Annotated in this window: 20 protein-coding genes; 16 read left to right on the top strand and 4 right to left on the bottom strand. The window is 67.6% G+C overall.

The window, feature by feature from the left end:
- Window positions 1–39: 39 nt before the first annotated feature.
- The 4 genes from NED98_RS10180 (at window position 40) to metH (ending at window position 5,892) form a co-directional block, all read left to right on the top strand.
- On the top strand, window positions 40–999 hold the full coding sequence (locus NED98_RS10180) for an ArsR/SmtB family transcription factor (protein WP_265269821.1): 960 nt from the start codon (window positions 40–42) through the stop codon (window positions 997–999).
- On the top strand, window positions 996–1,937 hold the full coding sequence (gene metF / locus NED98_RS10175; protein WP_265269823.1) for a methylenetetrahydrofolate reductase [NAD(P)H]: 942 nt from the start codon (window positions 996–998) through the stop codon (window positions 1,935–1,937). The genes NED98_RS10180 and metF overlap by 4 nt, the downstream gene beginning before the upstream one ends.
- A gap of 148 nt (window positions 1,938–2,085) precedes the next feature.
- Complete coding sequence (locus NED98_RS10170) at window positions 2,086–3,132, top strand: homocysteine S-methyltransferase family protein (RefSeq protein WP_265312896.1); 1,047 nt, start codon at window positions 2,086–2,088, stop codon at window positions 3,130–3,132.
- Between the two features lie 102 nt (window positions 3,133–3,234).
- Window positions 3,235–5,892, top strand: a complete 2,658-nt coding sequence (gene metH / locus NED98_RS10165) for a methionine synthase (RefSeq protein WP_265312895.1) — start codon at window positions 3,235–3,237, stop codon at window positions 5,890–5,892.
- 115 nt (window positions 5,893–6,007) lie between these two features.
- On the opposite strand, the gene radC is transcribed toward metH, so the two are convergent.
- Window positions 6,008–6,700, bottom strand: a complete 693-nt coding sequence (gene radC, locus NED98_RS10160) for a RadC family protein (protein ID WP_265312894.1) — start codon at window positions 6,698–6,700, stop codon at window positions 6,008–6,010.
- Window positions 6,701–6,989: 289 nt separating this feature from the next.
- Here radC and NED98_RS10155 point away from each other — a divergent pair, with 289 nt between their 5' ends.
- The 8 genes from NED98_RS10155 (at window position 6,990) to NED98_RS10120 (ending at window position 13,454) form a co-directional block, all read left to right on the top strand.
- Window positions 6,990–10,109, top strand: coding sequence for an intermembrane phospholipid transport YdbH family protein (locus tag NED98_RS10155; protein ID WP_265312893.1), 3,120 nt, complete (start codon window positions 6,990–6,992; stop codon window positions 10,107–10,109).
- Window positions 10,110–10,168: 59 nt separating this feature from the next.
- Window positions 10,169–10,342, top strand: coding sequence for a YnbE family lipoprotein (locus NED98_RS10150; protein WP_179511311.1), 174 nt, complete (start codon window positions 10,169–10,171; stop codon window positions 10,340–10,342).
- 2 nt (window positions 10,343–10,344) lie between these two features.
- Window positions 10,345–10,737, top strand: a complete 393-nt coding sequence (locus tag NED98_RS10145) for a YdbL family probable chaperone protein (protein ID WP_173399166.1) — start codon at window positions 10,345–10,347, stop codon at window positions 10,735–10,737.
- Window positions 10,738–10,930: 193 nt separating this feature from the next.
- Window positions 10,931–11,245 (top strand): AtpZ/AtpI family protein, encoded by a 315-nt coding sequence (locus tag NED98_RS10140; RefSeq protein WP_179511312.1) that lies wholly within the window; start codon window positions 10,931–10,933, stop codon window positions 11,243–11,245.
- 58 nt (window positions 11,246–11,303) lie between these two features.
- Window positions 11,304–12,062 carry a F0F1 ATP synthase subunit A gene (locus NED98_RS10135; RefSeq protein WP_179513599.1) on the top strand — a complete coding sequence of 253 codons (759 nt, stop codon included), beginning with the start codon at window positions 11,304–11,306 and terminating at the stop codon, window positions 12,060–12,062.
- A gap of 44 nt (window positions 12,063–12,106) precedes the next feature.
- The gene (locus NED98_RS10130) at window positions 12,107–12,334 is read left to right on the top strand and encodes a F0F1 ATP synthase subunit C (protein WP_137785819.1); all 228 of its coding nucleotides are present in this window, start codon (window positions 12,107–12,109) and stop codon (window positions 12,332–12,334) included.
- A 69-nt stretch (window positions 12,335–12,403) separates the two neighbouring features.
- Window positions 12,404–12,898 carry a F0F1 ATP synthase subunit B gene (locus NED98_RS10125; protein WP_179511313.1) on the top strand — a complete coding sequence of 165 codons (495 nt, stop codon included), beginning with the start codon at window positions 12,404–12,406 and terminating at the stop codon, window positions 12,896–12,898.
- Window positions 12,891–13,454 carry a F0F1 ATP synthase subunit B family protein gene (locus NED98_RS10120; protein ID WP_179511314.1) on the top strand — a complete coding sequence of 188 codons (564 nt, stop codon included), beginning with the start codon at window positions 12,891–12,893 and terminating at the stop codon, window positions 13,452–13,454. Before NED98_RS10125 ends, NED98_RS10120 begins: the two co-directional genes overlap by 8 nt.
- 182 nt (window positions 13,455–13,636) lie before the next feature.
- Here NED98_RS10120 and NED98_RS10115 read toward each other — a convergent pair whose 3' ends face one another.
- Window positions 13,637–14,071 (bottom strand): hypothetical protein, encoded by a 435-nt coding sequence (locus NED98_RS10115; RefSeq protein ID WP_179511315.1) that lies wholly within the window; start codon window positions 14,069–14,071, stop codon window positions 13,637–13,639.
- Window positions 14,072–14,378: 307 nt separating this feature from the next.
- Here NED98_RS10115 and hisI point away from each other — a divergent pair, with 307 nt between their 5' ends.
- The 4 genes from hisI (at window position 14,379) to NED98_RS10095 (ending at window position 17,625) form a co-directional block, all read left to right on the top strand.
- Window positions 14,379–14,741: a phosphoribosyl-AMP cyclohydrolase gene (gene hisI, locus NED98_RS10110; RefSeq protein ID WP_179511316.1), complete on the top strand. Its 363-nt coding sequence runs from the start codon at window positions 14,379–14,381 to the stop codon at window positions 14,739–14,741.
- The gene (locus NED98_RS10105; RefSeq protein ID WP_265269845.1) at window positions 14,738–15,238 is read left to right on the top strand and encodes a hypothetical protein; all 501 of its coding nucleotides are present in this window, start codon (window positions 14,738–14,740) and stop codon (window positions 15,236–15,238) included. The genes hisI and NED98_RS10105 overlap by 4 nt, the downstream gene beginning before the upstream one ends.
- Window positions 15,239–15,402: 164 nt before the next feature.
- Window positions 15,403–15,822 (top strand): MerR family transcriptional regulator, encoded by a 420-nt coding sequence (locus tag NED98_RS10100; protein WP_179511317.1) that lies wholly within the window; start codon window positions 15,403–15,405, stop codon window positions 15,820–15,822.
- A 3-nt stretch (window positions 15,823–15,825) separates the two neighbouring features.
- Window positions 15,826–17,625 (top strand): acyl-CoA dehydrogenase C-terminal domain-containing protein, encoded by a 1,800-nt coding sequence (locus NED98_RS10095; protein WP_265269847.1) that lies wholly within the window; start codon window positions 15,826–15,828, stop codon window positions 17,623–17,625.
- A 141-nt stretch (window positions 17,626–17,766) separates the two neighbouring features.
- Here NED98_RS10095 and cysK read toward each other — a convergent pair whose 3' ends face one another.
- The gene (gene cysK / locus NED98_RS10090) at window positions 17,767–18,687 is read right to left on the bottom strand and encodes a cysteine synthase A (protein WP_265312892.1); all 921 of its coding nucleotides are present in this window, start codon (window positions 18,685–18,687) and stop codon (window positions 17,767–17,769) included.
- The gene (locus NED98_RS10085) at window positions 18,684–19,964 is read right to left on the bottom strand and encodes an MFS transporter (protein WP_265312891.1); all 1,281 of its coding nucleotides are present in this window, start codon (window positions 19,962–19,964) and stop codon (window positions 18,684–18,686) included. The genes cysK and NED98_RS10085 overlap by 4 nt, the downstream gene beginning before the upstream one ends.
- Window positions 19,965–20,113 lie beyond the last annotated feature (149 nt).

Below are 20,113 nucleotides of genomic sequence, written 5' to 3'. Positions count from 1 at the left end.
GTTGACCTCATATAAAGATATCTTTATATCTTCATCTCGATGATCGATGCGCTCGAAATCTTCCGTGCTCTGGCCGATTCGTCACGACTGCGCATCGTGCGTCTGCTGCGCACGATGGAGCTGTCGGTCGGCGAACTGGCGCAGGTGCTGGGGCAAAGCCAGCCGCGCGTGTCGCGGCATGTGAAAATCCTGTGCGACGCCGGGCTGGCCGAGCGGCGCAAAGAGGGAAGCTGGGTATTCGTCGCGCTTGGGCCGGCCGATGCGGTGGCGCCGGTCGCGGCGGCGCTCGACGGCTGGGATGCGGCCAGCCCCGATCGCCAGGCGGCGGCGGACGTCGCGCGGCTCGCCGCGGTGCGCGCCGATCGCGCGGCCTCCGCGGCGGCGTGGTTCGAGGCGAATGCCGGGCAGTGGGACGCGATCCGCTCGCTCCACATCGCCGAGGAGCAGGTCGAGGAAGCGATGCTCGCCGCGCTGGGCGACGCGCCGGTCGGACGGCTGATCGATATCGGCACCGGCACCGGGCGGATGATCGAATTGTTCGCGCCGCGCGCGGAGACCGCTTTGGGGATCGACCGCAGCTCCGAGATGCTGCGGCTGGCGCGCGCCAAATTGGGCGAGCAGGGGCTCGCTAATGTCGAATTGCGCCAGGCCGATCTCTATGCGCTGCCGATGGGCGACGGCGAGGCCGACGTGGCGATCATCCACCACGTGCTGCATTTCGCGCAGCAGCCGGGGGCGGCGATCGCCGAGGCGGCGCGGGTGCTCGCGCCGGGCGGCCGGCTGCTGATCGCCGATTTCGCGCCGCACGATCGCGAGGAATTGCGCGCGCAGGATGCGCATACCCGGCTCGGCTTCTCCGACGCGCAGATCGAGCGGTGGTTCGCCGCGGCCGGGCTGACGCTGGCGCAGGTGGAGACGCTCGCCGGAGGCGAGCTGACGGTGAAATTGTGGCTCGGCGTCCGTCACGGCGCGGCCCTGAAAGAGGTAAAAGCGGCATGACCCTATCGCTCAACCAGCTGGAGGAGGCGCGCCGCGCGCTCGATGCGCCGCTCTATGCCGATGTCGCGGGCGACATCGACGTCAGCTTCGAATTCTTCCCGCCCAAGACGGAGAAGATGGAAGAGACCTTGTGGCAGTCGATCGGCACGCTCGCGCCGCTCGCGCCGCGCTTCGTCTCGGTGACCTATGGCGCCGGCGGCTCGACCCGCGAACGGACCCACGCCACCGTCGCGCGGATCGCGCGCGAGACCGCGATCCCCGCGGCGGCGCACCTCACCTGCGTCGAGGCGACGCGCGAGGAGATCGACGCGGTGGCGCGCGAATATTGGGCGGCCGGGGTGCGGCATATCGTCGCGCTGCGCGGCGACCCGCCGGTGGCAGGCGAGCGTTATAGCGCGTGGCCGGGCGGTTATGAGAATGCCGCGGCGCTGGTCGCCGGGTTGCGCCGGCTGCATCCGTTCGAGCTGTCGGTCGCCGCCTATCCCGAGAGCCACCCGGATTCGCCCGATGCGGCGGCCGATCTCGACAATCTCAAGCGCAAGATCGACGCCGGGGCGACCCGCGCGATCACGCAATTCTTCTTCGAGCCCGAAACCTTCTTCCGCTATCGCGATCGCGTTGCCGCGGCGGGGATCGCGGCGGAGATCGTGCCGGGGATCATGCCGGTCTCCAATTTCGCCGCGGTCCAGCGGATGAGCGCGATGTGCGGCACCGCGGTGCCGGCGTGGATGGGGCGGGTGTTCGCCGGGCTCGACGATCTGCCCGATGCGCGCCAGCTCGTCGCCGCGACGCTCGCCGCCGAATTGTGCCGCAAGCTCTACGCCGGCGGGGTGAAGCAATTCCATTTCTACACGTTGAACCGCGCTGAACTGTCCTTCGCGATCTGCCACCTGCTCGGTGTGCGTGCCAAGATCGGCGCGCAAGCGGCTGCGGCGTAATGCTTAATTTTTTCCCTCGTCATTCCCGCGAAGGCGGGAATCCATTCACGCCGGGGGTGCGGCTCGAGTCGATGGACCAGCCAGAATGGATCCCCGCCTTCGCCGGGACGACGAAGTGGGCAGTTCGTAGCGGGTCTGAGGATTTATCATGAGTGTACGTGACGCGTTCAATGCCGAGGCGGCCAAGCGCATCCTGATCACCGACGGCGCGTTCGGCACCGAGATCCAGGGCTGGAAGCTCGCCGAGGCGGACTATGCCGGCGATCTCGGGCTGGCGCGCGATCAGAAGGGCAATAACGACATCCTGGCGCTGACCAAGCCCGAGGTGCCCGAATCGATCCACCGCGCCTATTTCGAGGCGGGGGCGGATATCGCCGAGACCAATACCTTCTCCGCCAACCGCATCAGCCAGGCCGATTATGCCGCCGAGCATCTGGTGCGCGAGATCAATGTCGAGAGCGCCAAGCTCGCGCGGCGCGTGGCGGACGAATTTGCCGCGAAGGACGGCCGCCCGCGCTTCGTCGCGGGGGCGATCGGGCCGACCAACAAGACGCTGTCGCTCAGCCCCGACGTCAACGATCCCGGCTATCGCGAGATCGATTTCGATTATCTCAAGGATGTTTACCGCGAGCAGATCGACGCGCTGGTCGAGGGCGGGGTCGATTTCGTGCTGATCGAGACGGTGTTCGATACATTGAACGCCAAGGCCGGGGTGATGGCCGCGATCGAGGCGGGCGAGGCGCTGGGGCGCGATCTGCCGATCATGCTGTCGATGACGCTGACCGACCTTTCGGGGCGCAACCTCTCCGGCCATACGGTCGAGGCGTTCTGGCATGCCGTGCGCCACGCGCGGCCGCTGACGATCGGGCTCAACTGCTCGTTCGGCGCGGAGCAATTGCGGCCGCACGTCAAGGTGTTAAGCGAGATAGCTGACACGCTGATCATGGTTTATCCCAATGCCGGGCTGCCCAACGAACTGGGCGCCTATGACGAGGCGCCCGCGACCACCGCGGGGCTGGTCGGCGAATGGGCGGTGGCGGGACAGGTCAATGTGCTCGGCGGCTGCTGCGGCTCGACCCCGGCGCATATCAAGGCGATCGCCGACGGGGTGAAGGGGCTCGCGCCGCGTGCGCTGCCGACCCCGCCGGTGCGCACCCGGCTCGCCGGGCTGGAGCCGTTCACGATGGCGGGTTGATACCGACCATCGTTCGCCCTGAGCTTGTCGAAGGGCTGTACTTCTTGGCCAGAAGGGCAGGGCTTCGACAAGCTCAGCCCGAACGGAAATGAATCGATCGCTATGACTGCTACCCCCTCTTCCACCTCCTTCGTCAACGTCGGCGAGCGCACCAATGTCACCGGATCGGCGGCGTTCAAGAAGCTGATCATGGCGGGCGATTATACCCGCGCGGTCGAGGTCGCGCGGCAGCAGGTCGAGAATGGCGCGCAGGTGATCGACGTCAACATGGACGAAGGCCTGCTCGACGCGGTCGAGGCGATGACCACCTTCCTCAAACTGATCGCCGCCGAGCCCGATATCGCGCGCGTCCCGATCATGATCGACAGCTCGAAATGGGAGGTGATCGAGGCCGGGCTGAAATGCGTCTCGGGCAAGCCGATCGTCAATTCGATCAGCATGAAGGAGGGCGTCGAGCCGTTCCTGGCCTATGCGCGCAAATGCATGGCCTATGGCGCGGCGGTGGTCGTCATGGCGTTCGACGAGACCGGGCAGGCTGATACCCAGGCGCGGAAGGTCGAGATTTGCGAGCGCGCGTACAAGCTGCTCACCGGGATCGGCTTTCCGCCCGAGGATATCATCTTCGATCCCAATGTCTTCGCGGTCGCGACCGGGATCGAGGAGCATAATAATTACGGCGTCGACTTCATCGAGGCGACGCGCGAGATCAAGGCGCGCTGCCCGCATGTCCATATCTCGGGTGGGCTGTCGAACCTCAGCTTCTCATTCCGCGGCAACGAGCCGGTGCGCCGCGCGATGCATTCGGTGTTCCTCTATCATGCGATCCCCGCGGGGATGGACATGGCGATCGTCAACGCGGGGCAACTCGACGTTTACGATACGATAGACCCCGAACTTCGCACCGCATGTGAAGATGTCGTGCTCAACCGCGACCCCGAGGCGGGCGAGCGGCTGGTCGCGCTGGCGGAGAAGTTCCGCGGCAATGATGCGGCGGCGGAGAAAGCGGCCGAGGAATGGCGCGGCTGGCCGGTCGGCAAGCGGCTGGAACATGCGCTGGTCAAGGGGATCGACGCGCATATCGTCGCCGATACCGAGGAGGCGCGGCTGTCGCTGCCGCGCCCGATCGAGGTGATCGAAGGCCCGCTGATGGACGGGATGAACGTCGTCGGCGACCTGTTTGGCGCGGGCAAGATGTTCCTGCCGCAAGTCGTGAAGTCGGCGCGCGTGATGAAGAAGGCGGTCGCGCACCTCCTGCCGTTCATCGAGGCGGAAAAAGAGGCCGGCGCCAAGGCCAAGGGCCGGATCGTGATGGCGACGGTGAAGGGCGACGTCCACGATATCGGCAAGAACATCGTCGGGGTCGTGTTGCAGTGCAACGGCTTCGAGGTGGTCGATCTCGGCGTGATGGTGCCCTGGTCGACGATCCTCGCGGCGGCGAACGAGAATGACGCCGATATGATCGGGCTTTCCGGCCTGATCACCCCGAGCCTCGACGAGATGGTGACGGTCGGCGAGGAGATGGAACGCGCGGGCATGAAGATGCCGCTGCTGATCGGCGGCGCGACCACCTCCAAGGTCCATACCGCGCTGCGCATCGCGCCGGCCTATTCGGGACCGGTGGTGCATGTGCTCGACGCCAGCCGCGCGGTCGGCGTCGCCACGACGCTGGTCAGCGATACCCAGCGCGACGATTATGTCGTCAAGGTCGCGGAGGAATATGCCGCGGTGCGGCGTGCGCGCGAGGGCAAGGGGCAGAACGAGCTGCTCCCGCTCGCCAAGGCGCGCGCCAACGGCTTCGTCGCGGATATGGCGCTCAAGCCGCCCGCCCCGCTGCAGCCGGGCATTCACGCGTTTCGCGACTGGGATCTCGCCTCGCTGCGCGATTATATCGACTGGACGCCGTTCTTCCGCGCGTGGGAGCTGGCCGGGGTGTTCCCGGCGATCCTCGATGATGCGGTGGTCGGCGAAAGCGCGCGCTCGCTGTACGACGATGCGCAGAAGATGCTCGATCGCATCGTCGCCGAGAAATGGCTCACCGCGCGCGCCGTCGTCGGGCTGTGGCCGTGCGCGCGGCACGAGGACGATGTGATCGTCGACCTTAAGGGCGATTTCAACGCCGAGGAATTGAAGGGGCTCGACCTGCTCGATCTGGTCCAGGGGACCGACGTGGTGCGGCTCCCCTTCCTGCGCCAGCAGATCGTCAAGCGCGAGGGGCGGGCGAATATGTGCCTCGCCGATTTCGTCGATCCCAAGGGCGACTGGATAGGCGGGTTCGCGGTGTCGATCCACGGCATCGAGCCGCATCTCGCGCGGTTCAAGGCGGCGATCGACGATTATTCGGATATCCTGTTGAAGGCGCTGGCGGATCGTCTCGCCGAAGCGATGGCGGAGGCGCTCCACCAGCATGTCCGCACGACCCTGTGGGGCTATGCCCCCGACGAGCAGCTCGATAACGAGGCGCTGATCCGCGAGAAATATCGCGGCATCCGCCCCGCGCCGGGCTATCCGGCCTGCCCCGAGCATAGCCTCAAATCGACCTTGTTCGAGATGCTCGACGCGCATCACGCCACGGGGATCAGCCTGACCGAGAGCTTCGCGATGCTGCCGACCGCTGCGGTTTCGGGTTTCTACTTCGGCCATCCGCAGGCGGAATATTTCGGTGTCGCGCGGATCGGCGAGGATCAGGTGAGCGATTATGCCGCGCGGCGCGGGGTCGATCTGGAGCGCGCGAAGCGGTTGCTGCGGCCGAATCTGGATTGAGGATTTCGCGCATTACCTCTCCCCGTTCGCCCCTGAGCTTGTCGAAGCCGTGTAACTTTTCTTCCGGCGAAGAAAGTACAGCCCTTCGACAAGCTCAGGGCGAACGGAGAGGAGGCTAAATCAACCCCTTGGCGCGCAGGCTGACATGCCCTTGCGCCCCGATCACGATATGGTCGTGGACCGCGATCCCCAGCGGGCGCGCGGCGTCGGCGATCGCGCGGGTGATGTCGATATCCGCGCGGCTCGGCGCCGGGTCCCCCGAGGGGTGGTTGTGGACCAGAATGATCGCCGCCGCGCCGAGATCGATCGCGCGGCGGATCACCTCGCGGACATGCACCGAGGCCTGGTCGATCGAGCCCTGGCTCATCACCTCGTCGCGGATCAGCATGTTGCGGGTGTTGAGATGGAGCACGCGGAAACGCTCGATCGCGTGATGCGCCATATCGGCGTGGAGATAGTCGAGCAGCGCCTGCCAATTGCCGAGCACCGGCCGCGCCGCGACCGCGCCGTGCAGCAGCCGCAACGCGGCGGCGTGGGCGATCTTGATCGCGGCGGTGGCGGTTTCGCCCATGCCGGGGATGCGGGTCAGCGCCTCGGCGTCGGCGGTCAGCAACCCGCCGATGCCGCCGAATTCCCGGAGCAGCGCCTTGGCGAGCGGCTTGGTATCGCGGCGCGGGATGGCGAGCGCGAGGAGATATTCGATCAGCTCGTGATCGAGCAACGCATCCCCGCCGCCGCGCGCCAGCAACCGTTCCCGCAGCCGCGCGCGGTGGCCCGCGGTATCGGGAGAGGCATCGCCGTCGGCCATCGAAGCGGAGGGTAAGGGGCAAACCCCCGCGGGGCAACGGCGGGGGGTGTTTTCGCCGCGATCGCATATCATCCGCCACCCCGCCGTGACCCGGGGGCCACCGGGAGGCATCGGATGAGCAAGAGCGTTTTGCCGTAAGGCGGGCGGCGCGGTGGGGCGCCGGCACAAGGCCGGCGTGACGGGTAACGTCCGGCTGACGAACGGGCCGATGGCTCCATGCAATTGCATGCGCGTTGTATCGGCGGTTATGGATCGATCCTCGGGCGATTTGGAAGGACGGCGGACGGCGGTGGAGGAAAGCGAAGTACCGCGCCGCCGTTTCCTCAGGAGCAGACGCCGCCGCATCGGCGCCGCCGCCGGTGCGATCGCGGTCGCGGCGCTCGGCGTGCTGTGGGTGCAGCGCGTGCCGATCGCGACCGACTTCATCGATCGCGAATTGGCGCGCGACGGGGTCACCGCGCGCTATCGCATCGCCGACCTCGGGCCGGGGCGGCAGCGGCTGACCGATGTGGTGATCGGCGACCCGGCCGATCCCGATCTCGTGGCCGATTGGGTCGAGACCTATACCGCGATCGGGTTGACCGGACCCTATGTCGCCGGGGTGAGCGCGGGGCATGTCCGGCTCCGCGCACAACTGGCCGACGGCAAGCTCTCGCTCGGCACGATCGATCGGCTGCTGCCCGCGCGCGGCGGCAAGGGCGGCCTGACGCTGCCGGCGATCGATCTTGCGGTGGAGGATGCGCGCGTCCGGCTCACGACGCCTTATGGTGTCGTCGGCCTGAAGATTGCCGGAAACGGGCGCCTCGACAATGGCTTCCGCGGTACAGTTGCGGCGCTGGGCAAGGAGCTGACCGCCGGCGGATGCACCTTCGTCGAGCCCAATGCCGTCCTGAAAGTCGCGATCGGCCGGGAAGGGCCGCGCTTTTCGGGGCCGGTCGGCCTTCCCGAAACGCATTGTGGCGGGGTGACGCTGGAGGGCGCGCGGATCGGGGTCGACGCGGCGCTCGGCGCGGCGTTCGACCATTGGTCCGGCAGCATCGGGCTGCGCGCCGAGCGGTTGGCCGGCGCCGGCGCACGCGCGGCGAGCGTCGGCGGGACGATCGCTTTCGCGGGCAATGCGCGACGCACCGAAGGAACCGCCGATCTCGGCAGCGGGCCGTTCGCCTTGCCCGCGGCGCTGGGCGAGCGGCTCGGGTTCACCGGCAAATGGCGGCTGATCGACGGCCGCCCGACGCTGACCGGCGAGGCCCGGGCGCGCGGGGCTGCGCTCGACGACAGGACGCGCGGCACGATCGCGCGCGCCGGAGAAAGCGGCGCGGGGACGCCGATCGCCCCGCTGGCCCGCAATCTGGCGGCAGCGGTGGAGCGCGCCGCGCGGCGGTTCGATGTCGTCGGCACGATCGCGCTGGCGCAGGATAATGTGCTCACGCTGTCGGGTCTGTCGGCGACCGCGGCGAGCGGCGCGCGGCTCGCGCTCGACAGCGGCGGCATGATCTTGGGCAAGGCGGCGGGCTGGCAGCTCGACGGCGCCGCGTCGCTGTCCGGCGACGGCTTCCCGACGACGCGAATCGCGCTGCACCAGCCGCGCGCGGGCGCGCCGCTCACCGGCACCGCGACGGTCGCGCCTTATGCGGCGGGCGGGGCGAAGCTGGCGCTCGCGCCGGTCTCCTTCGCCAGCGACCCGCACGGCCGGGTGACGATCCGCACCGCCGCCGCGCTTTCCGGCCCGCTCGCCGACGGCGCGGTCGAGAATCTGCGTCTCCCGTTGATCGCGACGGTGGCGCGGGGTGGGGTGACGCTCAACCCGATGTGCACCCCGCTCGCCTTCGATCGGCTCGCGGCGGGCGGGCTGGTGCTGCGCCCGGCGCGGTTGACCTTGTGCCCGACCGGCCGCGCGCTGTTCGATACGCGCACCGGCTATGGCGCGCGAATCGCCGCGACGCGGCTCGAAGGGACGATCGGGTCCAGCCCGGTGACGCTCGCCGCTACCGGCGGGGAAGCGCATGCCGGCGGCTTCGCGCTCGCCGGCGTCGAGGCGCGGATCGGGCCCGCGGATCGGCGGACCGCGCTCGATTTCGCGCAGATCGACGGCGCATTCGGCGCGAAGGGTCTCGGCGGCACCTTCTCCGGCGGTGCGGGGCAAATCGCCCATGTGCCGCTGCTGCTCAGCGCGGCGGACGGGCGCTGGACCTTTGCCGGCGGCGTGCTCGATCTGACCGGGGCGCTTGCCGTCGCCGACGCCGCGGCAAGCCCGCGGTTCGTGCCGCTCGCCGCTCGCAACGTCGCGCTGCGGCTGGCCGACGGGGTGATCACCACCACCGGCGAATTGCGCCAGCCGACCAAGGATGTGAAGGTCGCCGACGTCACGATCCGTCACACGCTGGCGAGCGGGGCGGGGACGGTGCGGCTTGCGGTGCCCGGCGTCACCTTCGGCAAGGATTTCCAGCCCGATGATCTGACCAAGCTCACCTTTGGCGTGATCGCCGATGTGCAGGGCAGGGTGACGGGCGAGGGCGATATCGCGTGGAATGCGGCCGGGGTCACCTCGACCGGTGCCTTCCGCACCGGCGGGCTCGATCTTGCCGCCGCCTTCGGCCCGGTCACCGGGTTGAAGGGGGAGATCCGTTTCGCCGATCTGCTCGCGCTTGAAAGCGCCCCGGGGCAGGTCGCGACGGTCGTGTCGATCAACCCCGGCGTGCCGGTGACCGACGGGCGCATCGTCTATCAGACGCTCGCCAATACGCGGGTGAAGGTCGAAAGTGCGCGCTGGCCGTTCGCGGGGGGCGAACTGACGCTCGATCCGGCGCTGCTCGATTTCTCGGTGCCCGAGGTTCATCGGCTAATCTTCCGCGTCAACGGCGCCGAAGCCGCACAATTCCTTCAACAATTCGATTTCAAGAACCTCGACGCGACCGGGGTGTTCGACGGTTCGCTGCCGATCGCGTTCGACGAGAGCGGCGGGCGGGTGGAGAGCGGCCATCTCATCGTCCGCCCCGGCGGCGGCGGGATCGCTTATGTCGGCGAGCTGACCGCGAAGGATCTTGGCACCTGGGGCAATATCGCGTTCCAGGCGCTCAAATCCTTGCGCTACAAGAGCCTCGACATCGTGATGGACGGGCCGCTGGCGGGCGAGATGGTGACCGAAGTCCGCTTCGCCGGCGTCTCGCAGGGCGAGGGCGCCAAATCGAACTTCCTGATTCGCCGGCTGCAGAAACTGCCGTTCGTGTTCAACGTCCGGATCAAGGCGCCCTTCCGCGGGCTGCTCGATTCGGTCGCGTCATTTTACGATCCCAAGAGGCTGATCGAGCGTAATCTGCCCGCCCTGCTGGAGGAGCAGGAAAAGCAGCAACAAAAGGCGAAACCGCCCGCCGCGCCCGTTCAGCCCACCGCAAGCGAGAAAATGCCATGAAGCAAGCCGGATTGACGAAGCAAGAGAGGCGCACGACCTTCGAGACGATGAGAGGAACGATGGCGATCCTGTTGGGTGGCGTGTTGGCCGGCGGCACCGCGGCGTGCGTCAACGTCTCCGCGCCCGACAAGCCGATCGTGATCAACCTCAACATCAACGTGACGCAGGAAGTGGTATATCGGCTCGACAATGAGGCGAAATCGCTGATCAAGCAGAATCCGGGGATTTTCTGACGATGACCTACGCTAAGAACTTCAGGACTGTGCTGATGGTCGCCGGCGCGCTGGCGGTGACCGGCGTTTCGGCCGTCGCGTTCGCGCAGCGCGACCCGGCCTATGCCGCGGCGCGCGCCGAAGGGAAGGTGGGCGAACAGCCCGACGGCTATCTCGGCGTGGTCGGCGCGGGCACGCCCGAGCTGCGCGCCTTGGTCAATTCGATCAACATCCAGCGCAAGGCGGCCTATACCCAGAAGGCGCAGGCGTCGGGCGCGACGGTGGAGCAGATGGCGTTCACCTCGGGCTGCAACCTGATCCAGCAGACCAGCGCAGGCGAGAAATACAAGACGCCATCGGGCGCCTGGGCGACCCGCGGCGCCGGTGCGCCGGAGCGCGATTCGCGCTGTATCTGATCCAGGTTATCGATCCTCATCCCGGCCTTGGGCCGGGGTGGGCGGCGCGACTGCGTAATCCGACGCGATGTCGGAACCTTGCCATCGGGTGACGAAGTGTTGACACCCCCGGACCCCCCGGCTAACCGGACCCGGCCTTGGCGGGCTCGCCCTTCGGCTTGACAGCGCCTGCCCGTCGCACGGGGGAGCGCGGATGGCCGAACAAGAGCCCGGACCGGAGAATCTCGACGAGGACGCGCGCCTCAAGTCGCTCGACGAGCGGCTGAAAGCGGCGCGGAACGACGAGGCTAAACGGCAAGGCGCGAGCAAGGCGAACGACGATGCGGGTTACCGCCTCGGCAATCGCGTGCTTGCTGAGCTTGTAGGGGGAATGGCGGGCGGCGCCTTGATCGGTTGGGTGATCGATCGGTTCGCCGGCACTTCTCCCTGGGGCCTGTTGGTGATGCTCGCCCTCGGGACGATCGTCGCTTTCAGGAACATCATTCGGATTTCACAGCGCCCGAAGTGATTTCGGGCGCTTTGTTCAAGGATTGAGCGAAGTGGCAGGCGGCGGCAAGATCGATCCGATGCACCAGTTCCTGGTGGAACCGCTGTTCGGGACGCAGAATTGGTCGATCGCGGGCTATAATGTGGCCTTCACCAATTCGGCGGCGTGGATGTGCGTGGCGACCGTGGCGCTGATCGCGTTCATGACGATGGGGACGCGCGGCGCGCTGATCCCGGGTCGCGGGCAGATGATGGTGGAGGGCTTCGTGCGCTTCATCGACAATATGCTCGCCGCGAACATCGGGCCGGAAGGGAAGCGCTACGTTCCCTATATCTTCTCGCTGTTCATGTTCATCCTGTTCGCCAACGTGCTGGGGCTTCTGCCGCTCGGCATCTTCGGCATCCACCCGTTCACCTTCACTAGCCATTTCACGATCACCGGGGTGCTGGCGATCATCAGCTTCTCGATCGTGCTGATCGTCGGCTTCTGGCGCCACGGCTTCCATTTCTTCAGCCTGTTCGTGCCGCACGGCACGCCGATCTGGCTGCTCCCGCTGATCCCGCTGATCGAGTTCGTCTCGTTCATGGTCCGCCCGTTCAGCCTCGGCCTGCGACTGTTCGTCGCGATGACCGCGGGGCACGTGCTCTTGAAGGTGCTGGCGGGCTTCATCATCAATTCGGGCGCTGCCGGGATCGGCACCGGGCTGTTCGTCGGCGTGCCCTCGTTCGTCCTGATGGTCGGCATCTCCGCGCTTGAGCTGCTGGTGGCCGGCATCCAGGCCTATGTCTTTGCGCTGTTGACCTCGCTGTACATCAACGACGCGGTCAATCTGCACTGAGTTTTCGTCTGAGTTTCAAACCCCTTATAAACTGGAGTTAAATCATGGATCCTGCAGCTGCTAAGCTCATCGGTGCCGGTCTCGCGGCGATCGGCGCCGGCATGGCCGCCATCGGCGTCGGCAACGTCTTCGGCTCGTTCCTCGAAGGCGCGCTGCGCAACCCGGGTGCCGCCGACGGCCAGCAGGGCCGTCTGTTCATCGGTTTCGCCGCGGCCGAACTTCTCGGTCTGCTGTCGTTCGTCGTTGCGATGATCCTGATCTTCGTCGCGTAACGAACGATAGTTTCCCCAGGCGGGGCGGCGCGTTTATGATGCGCGCCGCGCCGCCGAGGCAGGACGAACATGCCACAGATATCCCAGCTCGCCGCCGTCTATGCGTCGCAGATCTTCTGGCTGCTGCTGACGTTCGGCATCGTGTTCTTCGTCGTGGGCCGCGGCATGCTGCCCAAGGTGCAGAAGACGATCGATTCGCGCGACAAGTCGATCGCCGACGATCTCGCCGCCGCGTCCCGCGCGCGCGACGAGGCCGACAAGGCCGAGGAAGCATGGCGCCAGCGCGATCATGCCAACCGCGAAAAGGCGCAGGCGCTGGTCGCCGAAGCCCGTTCGCGCGCCGCCAAGGCGACCGAGGCGACGCTCCGCGCGGCGCATGAGGAGCAGGCGGCGAAGGTCGCGGCCGGCGAGGCGGAGGTCCGTGCGGCCACCGATCGTGCGCTGGCCGAGATCGAGGCGGTCGCCGCCGAGGCCGCGCAGGAGATCGTCTCGCGCGTATCCGGTGCGTCGGTGTCGCTGGACGAGGCGAAAGGGGCCGTGAAGGCGGCGATGACGCATGGCTGATCTTCTTCTTCTTTCGCAGGCCGCCGAGGCTGCTGCCGAGGGCGCGGAACATGCCGCCGATCCGGCGCTGTTCGGGGTGCTGAACAGCACCGTCTGGGTGTCGATCGCGATGGCGGTGCTGATCGCGATCGTGATCTGGAAGGGCGGCATCCGTGCGATCGGCGCGATGCTCGATCGCCAGATCGCCGATATCCGCAAGCAGCTCGACGAAGCCAAGCAGCTGCGTTCCGAGGCCGAGGCGCTGCGCGACGAATATGCGCGCAAGATCGCCGATGCCGAAAAGAACGCCGCCGAAATGGCGACCCAGGCGGAGCATGAGGCCGAGGCCGTGATCGCCCAGGCCAAGGCCGATGCCGCCGAGCTGGTGCAGCGCCGCGCCAAGATGGCCGAGGACAAGATCGCCGCCGCCGAGCGCGCCGCGATCGCCGAGGTCCGCGCCAAGACCGCCGATGCGGCGGCCAAGGCGGCCGGCACGCTGATCGCCGAGCGCCACGGCGCGAGCGCGGACAAGGCGTTGGTCGACCGCACGATTGCCGGGCTGAGCCGTCCGCACTGAGCGGTTTCGTCTTAGTGAAGATACGAACGGGGCGGCCTTGGGGTCGCCCCGTTTCGTTTTGGGCGTCCGTCGTCAGGGGCGCCACCTTTCCTCCGTTCGGGTTGAGCCTGTCGAAGCCCTGCACTTTCTTCCGACGAAGTAGGGCAGCCTTTCGACAAGCTCAGGGCGAACGGAGGGGTTTTTCAGAATGGCAGCGGGGCGATGTCCGGTTCGCGCCAGTCGTGCCGCGCATCGCGACAGAACAGCCGGTCGCGCCGCCAGTAGCCGAGCAGCCAGTCGGGCTTGCCGAGCGGCGAGGCGAGCAGCGCGGCGAGGATCGCGGACAGCCCGATCTCCCCCGGATAACCCGCCAGATGCGCCGCCGCCGCCCGTAGCGACGCAATCGTGATCGTATGGTGATAGCCGCCTTCGTCGGTGTTGGGCGTATCGGTCGCCTCGTTGTAGCGACGGATCGTCTCGCGCATTGCTGCGGGTGTCGCGACGTGGGGCCGGTGGCGGAGCAGCCAGAGCGCCGCCGCGAAATGCGCGGCGTGGCTCCATTCGCTTTTGGGCAGCGTGCAATCGAGCACGCCGAGCGCGATCCGCTCGATCGCTGCGTCATCGAGATCATGGGTCATGTCGGTCATCCGTCAAAAAAGGCCCGACCGACACGAAAAACCCCGCCGATCGGGCGGGGTGGTGGAGTGTCGCGAGGCGGGTCGGCTGCCTTCAGCAGCGCCCTCGATCGAGCACGCGCGCCAACGCCGCGAGAAAGATGCGGGTTTGTTGGGTGTGCTTGCTCATGCTGTCGGGATTATCAGGCGCGGGCGGCAGGCTCAAGCGCCTCCCGAGCGCCGTTGTGCTCCCGCGAAGGCGGGAGCCCAGGCTGTTCGCGGGGACACAAGGCGGATTACGCGGATGCTCCTGCCACGCTAATGCACCGGCATGAGCGACGCGCGCGAATCGGGCTTGGCCCTCGATCCCAAATATGATGCCAACGGGCTCGTTACGGCGGTGGTCACCGATCGGGCGAGCGGCGCGGTGCTGATGGTCGCGCATATGAACGCCGAGGCGCTCGCCGCGACCCGGGCGAGCGGCGAGGCGACCTTCTGGTCGCGCAGTCGCGGGCGGCTGTGGAAGAAAGGCGAGACCTCGGGCAACGTGCTGCGCGTCGCGGAGATCAGGATCGATTGCGATCAGGACGCCTTGTGGCTGATCGCCGACCCCGCCGGCCCCGCCTGTCACACCGGCGCGTTGAGCTGCTTCTACCGCCGCCTCGCCGACGACGGGCTGGAGCGCGTCGATTGAGCCGAGCCGCGCTGGCGTTGCTCGTTCTGCTCGCCGGGTGCGGCACATCGCCCGCGCCGGCGCCCGAGCAGAGTGGTGCCGGGGCGCAACTCGAACGCGCGGCGATCGCGGCCGGGATGGTCGGTGACCCTACGCATGTCGACCCGGTCGGGGTGTTCGCATCGGAGAGCGACCATGTCTGCATCCTCCGCGCCGGCGGCGGCTATCGCATCGGCGCGAGCGTCGATTACGGCGACGGGCATCATTGCATTGCGCGCGGCACCGCCAAGGGGGTGGGGACGCTTGCGGTGACGCTGGGCGCCGGGTGCCGCTTCGAGGCGCGGCTCGACGGCGCCAAATTGGCCTTCCCGCCGGTACTGCCCCAATCCTGCGAGCAACTATGCACCGGCCGCGCATCGCTGAGCGCGCTCACCGCCGAGCGACTGAGTGCGGCCGAATCCGAAGCCGCCTCGCTGCCCGCACCCGACGGCAAGCCGCTCTGCGGGGGCGCGGGTTAAACCCGTCTGCGTCATTTCCGCGAAGGCGGGAATCCATTCGGGCTCGTCTCACGACTCCTTCCGTGACCTGCGCGAATAGCTTCTCGCCTTCGCGGGAATGACGGAGGGCGGTCACCGGTTCGGAGTAAGTTGACGTTCACGTAAAGGGAAGTTAGCTTCCTCTTATGTCGAGCGTTGCCGCCTACGCCCAGATTCCCCCGCTGCCCGATCGCGACGATTTCTCGATCACCGATCTGGCGGCCGAATTCGGGGTCACCGCGCGGGCGCTGCGCTTCTACGAGGACGAAGGCCTGATCGCGCCCGAGCGGCGCGGCACCGCGCGAATCTATTCGCACCGCGATCGCGCGCGGCTGGCGTGGATCCTGCGCGGCAAGCGCGTCGGATTCAGCCTCGCGGAGATCCGCGAGATGATCGACCTCTACGACCTCGGCGACGGCCGCCACACGCAACGCGCGGTCACGATCGAGCGTTGCCGTGCACGCATCGCCACGCTCGACGCGCAAAAGAAAGACATCGACGCCGCGATCGCGGAGCTGGGCGATTTCGTCGCCTTGCTCGAGGCCGGCGCAACCAAGGAAGCCTGATCCATGCCGCAATATACGCCGCCCGTCCGCGACACGCGTTTCGTGCTCGATCACGTCGTCAAGCTCAACAATTACACCAATCTGCCGAGCTTCGCGGCGGCGACCCCCGATACGGTGGACGCGGTGCTCGAAGAGGGCGGGCGGTTCGTCGCCGAGGTGCTGTTCCCGCTCAACCAATCGGGCGATCAGGAGGGGTGCACCCGTCACCCCGACGGGACGGTGACGACGCCCAAGGGCTTCAAGGACGCCTATGCCAAGTTCGTCGAATCCGGCTGGGGCACGCTTTCCGCGCCCGAGGCATTCGGCGGGCAGGATATGCCGCACGTCGTCGCGACGGCGTTTCAGGAATTCATGGTTTCGTCGAACATGGCGTTCGCCATGTATCCGGGGCTGGCGCACGGCGCGATTTCCGCGCTGCGCGTGAAGGGGTCGCCCGAGCAGCAGCAGACCTATCTGCCGAAGCTCGTGTCGGGCGAATGGCTCGGCACGATGAACCTGACCGAGCCGCAATGCGGCACCGACCTCGGCCTGATCAAGACCAAGGCCGAGCCGCAGGCGGACGGATCGTACAGCATCACCGGCACCAAGATCTTCATCTCGGCCGGCGAGCATGACCTGACCGAGAACATCATCCACCTCGTGCTGGCCAAGACGCCGGGCGCGCCGGACAGCTCGAAGGGGATTTCGCTGTTCGTGGTGCCCAAGATCCTCATCAACGCCGATGGCTCGCTGGGCGAGCGCAACGCGGTGTCGTGCGGGTCGATCGAGCATAAGATGGGCATTCACGGCAACGCCACCTGCGTGATGAATTACGACGGCGCCAAGGGCTGGCTGGTCGGCGAGGAGATGAAGGGCCTCGCCGCGATGTTCATCATGATGAACGCGGCACGGCTCGGGGTCGGGCTGCAGGGGCTGGCGGTGGGCGAGACCGCCTATCAGAATGCCGTCCAATATGCCGGCGACCGGCGCCAGGGCCGCGCGCTGACCGGCCCCGCCGAACCGGCCGAAAAGGCCGACGTGCTGTTCGTCCACCCCGATGTGCGCCGGATGCTGATGCATGCCAAGGCGTGGACCGAGGGACTGCGCGCCTTGTGCCTGTGGGGCGGGCTGCAGGTCGATCTCGAGGATCATGCCGAGACCGAGGAGGAGCGGCAGGCGGCGAGCGACCTGATCGGGCTGCTCACCCCGGTGATCAAGGGCGTCGGCACCGACAAGGGCTATGAGATCGCCACCAACGCGCAGCAGGTCTATGGCGGACACGGCTACATCCAGGAATGGGGGATGGAGCAATATGTCCGCGATGCGCGGATCGCGATGATCTACGAGGGCACCAACGGGGTGCAGGCGATGGACCTCGTCGGGCGCAAGCTGGCGATGAACGGCGGCCGTGCGGTGCAGGCGTTCTTCGCGATGGTTGCCGGCGAATGCGCGGCGGCGAAGGGCGACGCGGCGACCGCCGATTTCGCAGGCCGGCTCGAAAAAGCGCTGGGCGAGATGCAGGCCGCGACGATGTGGTTCATGGGCAATATCGCCAACCCCAACAATATCGGCGCGGGGGCGGTGCCCTATATGCACCTCACCGGGCTGGTCGCGGTCGGGCTGATGTGGCTGCGGATGGCCAAGGCGGCGGCCGAGCTCAAGGCGGCGGGCGAGGGCGATGCCGCCTTCCTCGACGCCAAGCTCGTCACCGCGCGCTTCTTCGCCGAGCGGATGCTGCCCGAAGCGGGCTCGCTGCGGCGGCAGATCGAGGGCGGCGCGGATGCGGTGATGGCGCTGCCGCCGGAGATGTTCCGGGCGGCGTGAGGACGCCGGGCGGACCGTCGAACGACGTGCCGCCCCCGCGAGTCACCGCCCGTCATCCCAGCGAAAGCTGGGATCGCAGGCCGCAAGCGGAGCCCCTGCCGCGCGAGACCCCAGCTTTCACTGGGGCGACGGCTTATGCCGTCAGGCTTCGGGCAGGAAATCCGGCACCGACAGATACCGCTCGCCGGTGTCATAATTAAACCCGAGCACCCGCGATCCGGCCGGCAGCTCGGGCAGTTTCTGCGCGATCGCGGCGAGCGTCGCGCCGGAGGAGATGCCGACCAGCAGCCCTTCCTCGCGCGCGGCGCGGCGTGCCATTTCCTTGGCGGCTTCGGCCTCCACGGTGATCGCGCCGTCGATCGCCTGGGTGTGCAAATTGGTCGGGATGAACCCCGCGCCGATCCCCTGGATCGGGTGCGGCCCCGGCTGGCCGCCGCTGATCACCGGCGAGGCGATCGGCTCGACCGCATAGACCTTGAGGTCGGGCCACGTCTTCTTGAGCGTCTCCGCCACCCCGGTGATATGCCCGCCGGTGCCGACCCCGGTGATGATCACGTCGATCGGCGTATCGGCGAAGTCGGTCAGGATTTCCTGCGCGGTGGTGCGCGCATGGACCGCGATATTGGCGGGGTTGTCGAACTGCTGCGGCATCCATGCGCCGTCGGTTTCGCGCACCAGCTCGAGCGCGCGCTCGATCGCGCCCTTCATGCCCTTTTCGCGCGGGGTGAGATCGAAGGTCGCGCCATAGGCCAGCATCAGCCGGCGGCGCTCGATGCTCATGCTGTCGGGCATGACGAGGATCAGCTTGTAGCCCTTCACCGCCGCGACCATCGCCAGCCCGATCCCGGTGTTGCCGCTGGTCGGCTCGATGATCGTCCCGCCGGGCTTGAGCAGCCCGTCGCGCTCGGCCGCCTCGATCATGCTCAGCGCGATACGGTCCTTGATCGACCCGCCGGGGTTCGAGCGCTCCGATTTGACCCACACCTCGGCATCGGGGAACAGCCGCTGGATGCGGACGTGCGGGGTGTTGCCGATCGTTTCGAGGATCGTATTGGCCTTCATGGCTGCGCTACTCCGTATTGCGGGGTCGTTGCGGGGATTTCGGGCGGATCGAACGTCTTTGCAAGCTTCAGCTCGGGATAGAGCCGCGCCCATAACAGGGTGATGACAATCGCGGCGACGCCGCCGACCGTCACCGCGCCGACAGGGCCGAGCATCGATGCCATCAGCCCGCTTTCGGCCTCGCCGAGCTCGTTCGACGCGGAAATGGTGAGCTGGCTGACCGCGCCGACCCGCCCGCGCATCGCATCGGGGGTGTGGAGCTGGATCAGCGAACTGCGGATATAGACCGATACCATATCCGCCCCGCCCGCGACGATCAGCGCGGCGAGGCTGAGCGGAAAGCTGGTCGACAGCCCGAAAACGAGGATCGCAAACGCGAAGACGATCACCGCGGCGAGCATCTTCACCCCGACATTGTGGCGCATCGGGCGGATCGAGAACCACAAGGCGGTCGCCGCGGCGCCGATCCCCATCCCGGCGGCGAGCACGCCGAGCCCGCTCGCGCCGACGTGGAGGATGTCACGCGCGTAGACCGGCAGCAATGCGGTCGCGCCTGCCAGCAACACGACGAACAGATCGAGCGTGATCGTCGCCTGCACCAGCCGGTTGCGCTTCACATAAGCGAAGCCGTCGAGAATGCGCGCGATCGGGTGGCGGTCGCTCTCGGCCAGCGGCTGCGGCACGCGCCCGATCAGGAAGATGCCGATCAGCGCGACGAGGTGCAACCCGGCGACCGCGGCATAAGCGGTCTCGGGGTGGATCGCATAGAGCAGCCCGCCGAGGCTCGGCCCGGCGATCGTCCCCACCTGCCACGCGATCGACGACAGCGCGATCGCGGTCGGCAGGCTGTCGCGCGGCACGAGATTGGGGGCGAGCGCCGAATAAGCGGGGCCGGAAAAGGCGCGCGCCGTCCCCACCAGCACCGCCGCGCCGAACAGCGCCGGCAGCCCGAGCATCCCGGCCCAGGTCAGCACGCCGAGCATCGCGGCGATCAGGACCAGCAGCGAGGTGGTGATGCGGACGATCCAGCGCCGATCGAACGAATCCGCCGCCAGCCCGACGAACGGGGTGAGGAGAAACAGCGGCAGGAACTGCGCGAGGCCGATCATCCCGAGCAGAAAGGCGGCCTGTTTGATGTCCATCGTCTGGCGGGCGATGCTGTACACCTGCCAGCCGATGATGATGCCTTGCGCGGTCGTCCCGATCGTTCCCGCCAGCCGCGAGCCCCAATAGGCGCGGAAATTGGCGATGCGTAAGGGGTGGATCGGCTGGTCCATCTTTCCGCCGGTTAGGGGAGGATGAAGCGCGCTGCAACGCCGCTTGTCGTCCGGTCGACGATAGCTGGCCTATCGCCGCTCTGGTCGGCCGCTGGCGCCGCTTGCGCTCCCGCGAAGGCGGGAGCCAGACTGGGTCCCCGCCTTCGCGG

Source organism: Sphingomonas lycopersici, from assembly GCF_026130605.1.
Lineage (GTDB): Bacteria > Pseudomonadota > Alphaproteobacteria > Sphingomonadales > Sphingomonadaceae > Sphingomonas > Sphingomonas lycopersici.
The sequence above is the reverse complement of the archived record's forward strand: the minus strand, read 5'-3'. Positions and strand labels throughout refer to the sequence as shown.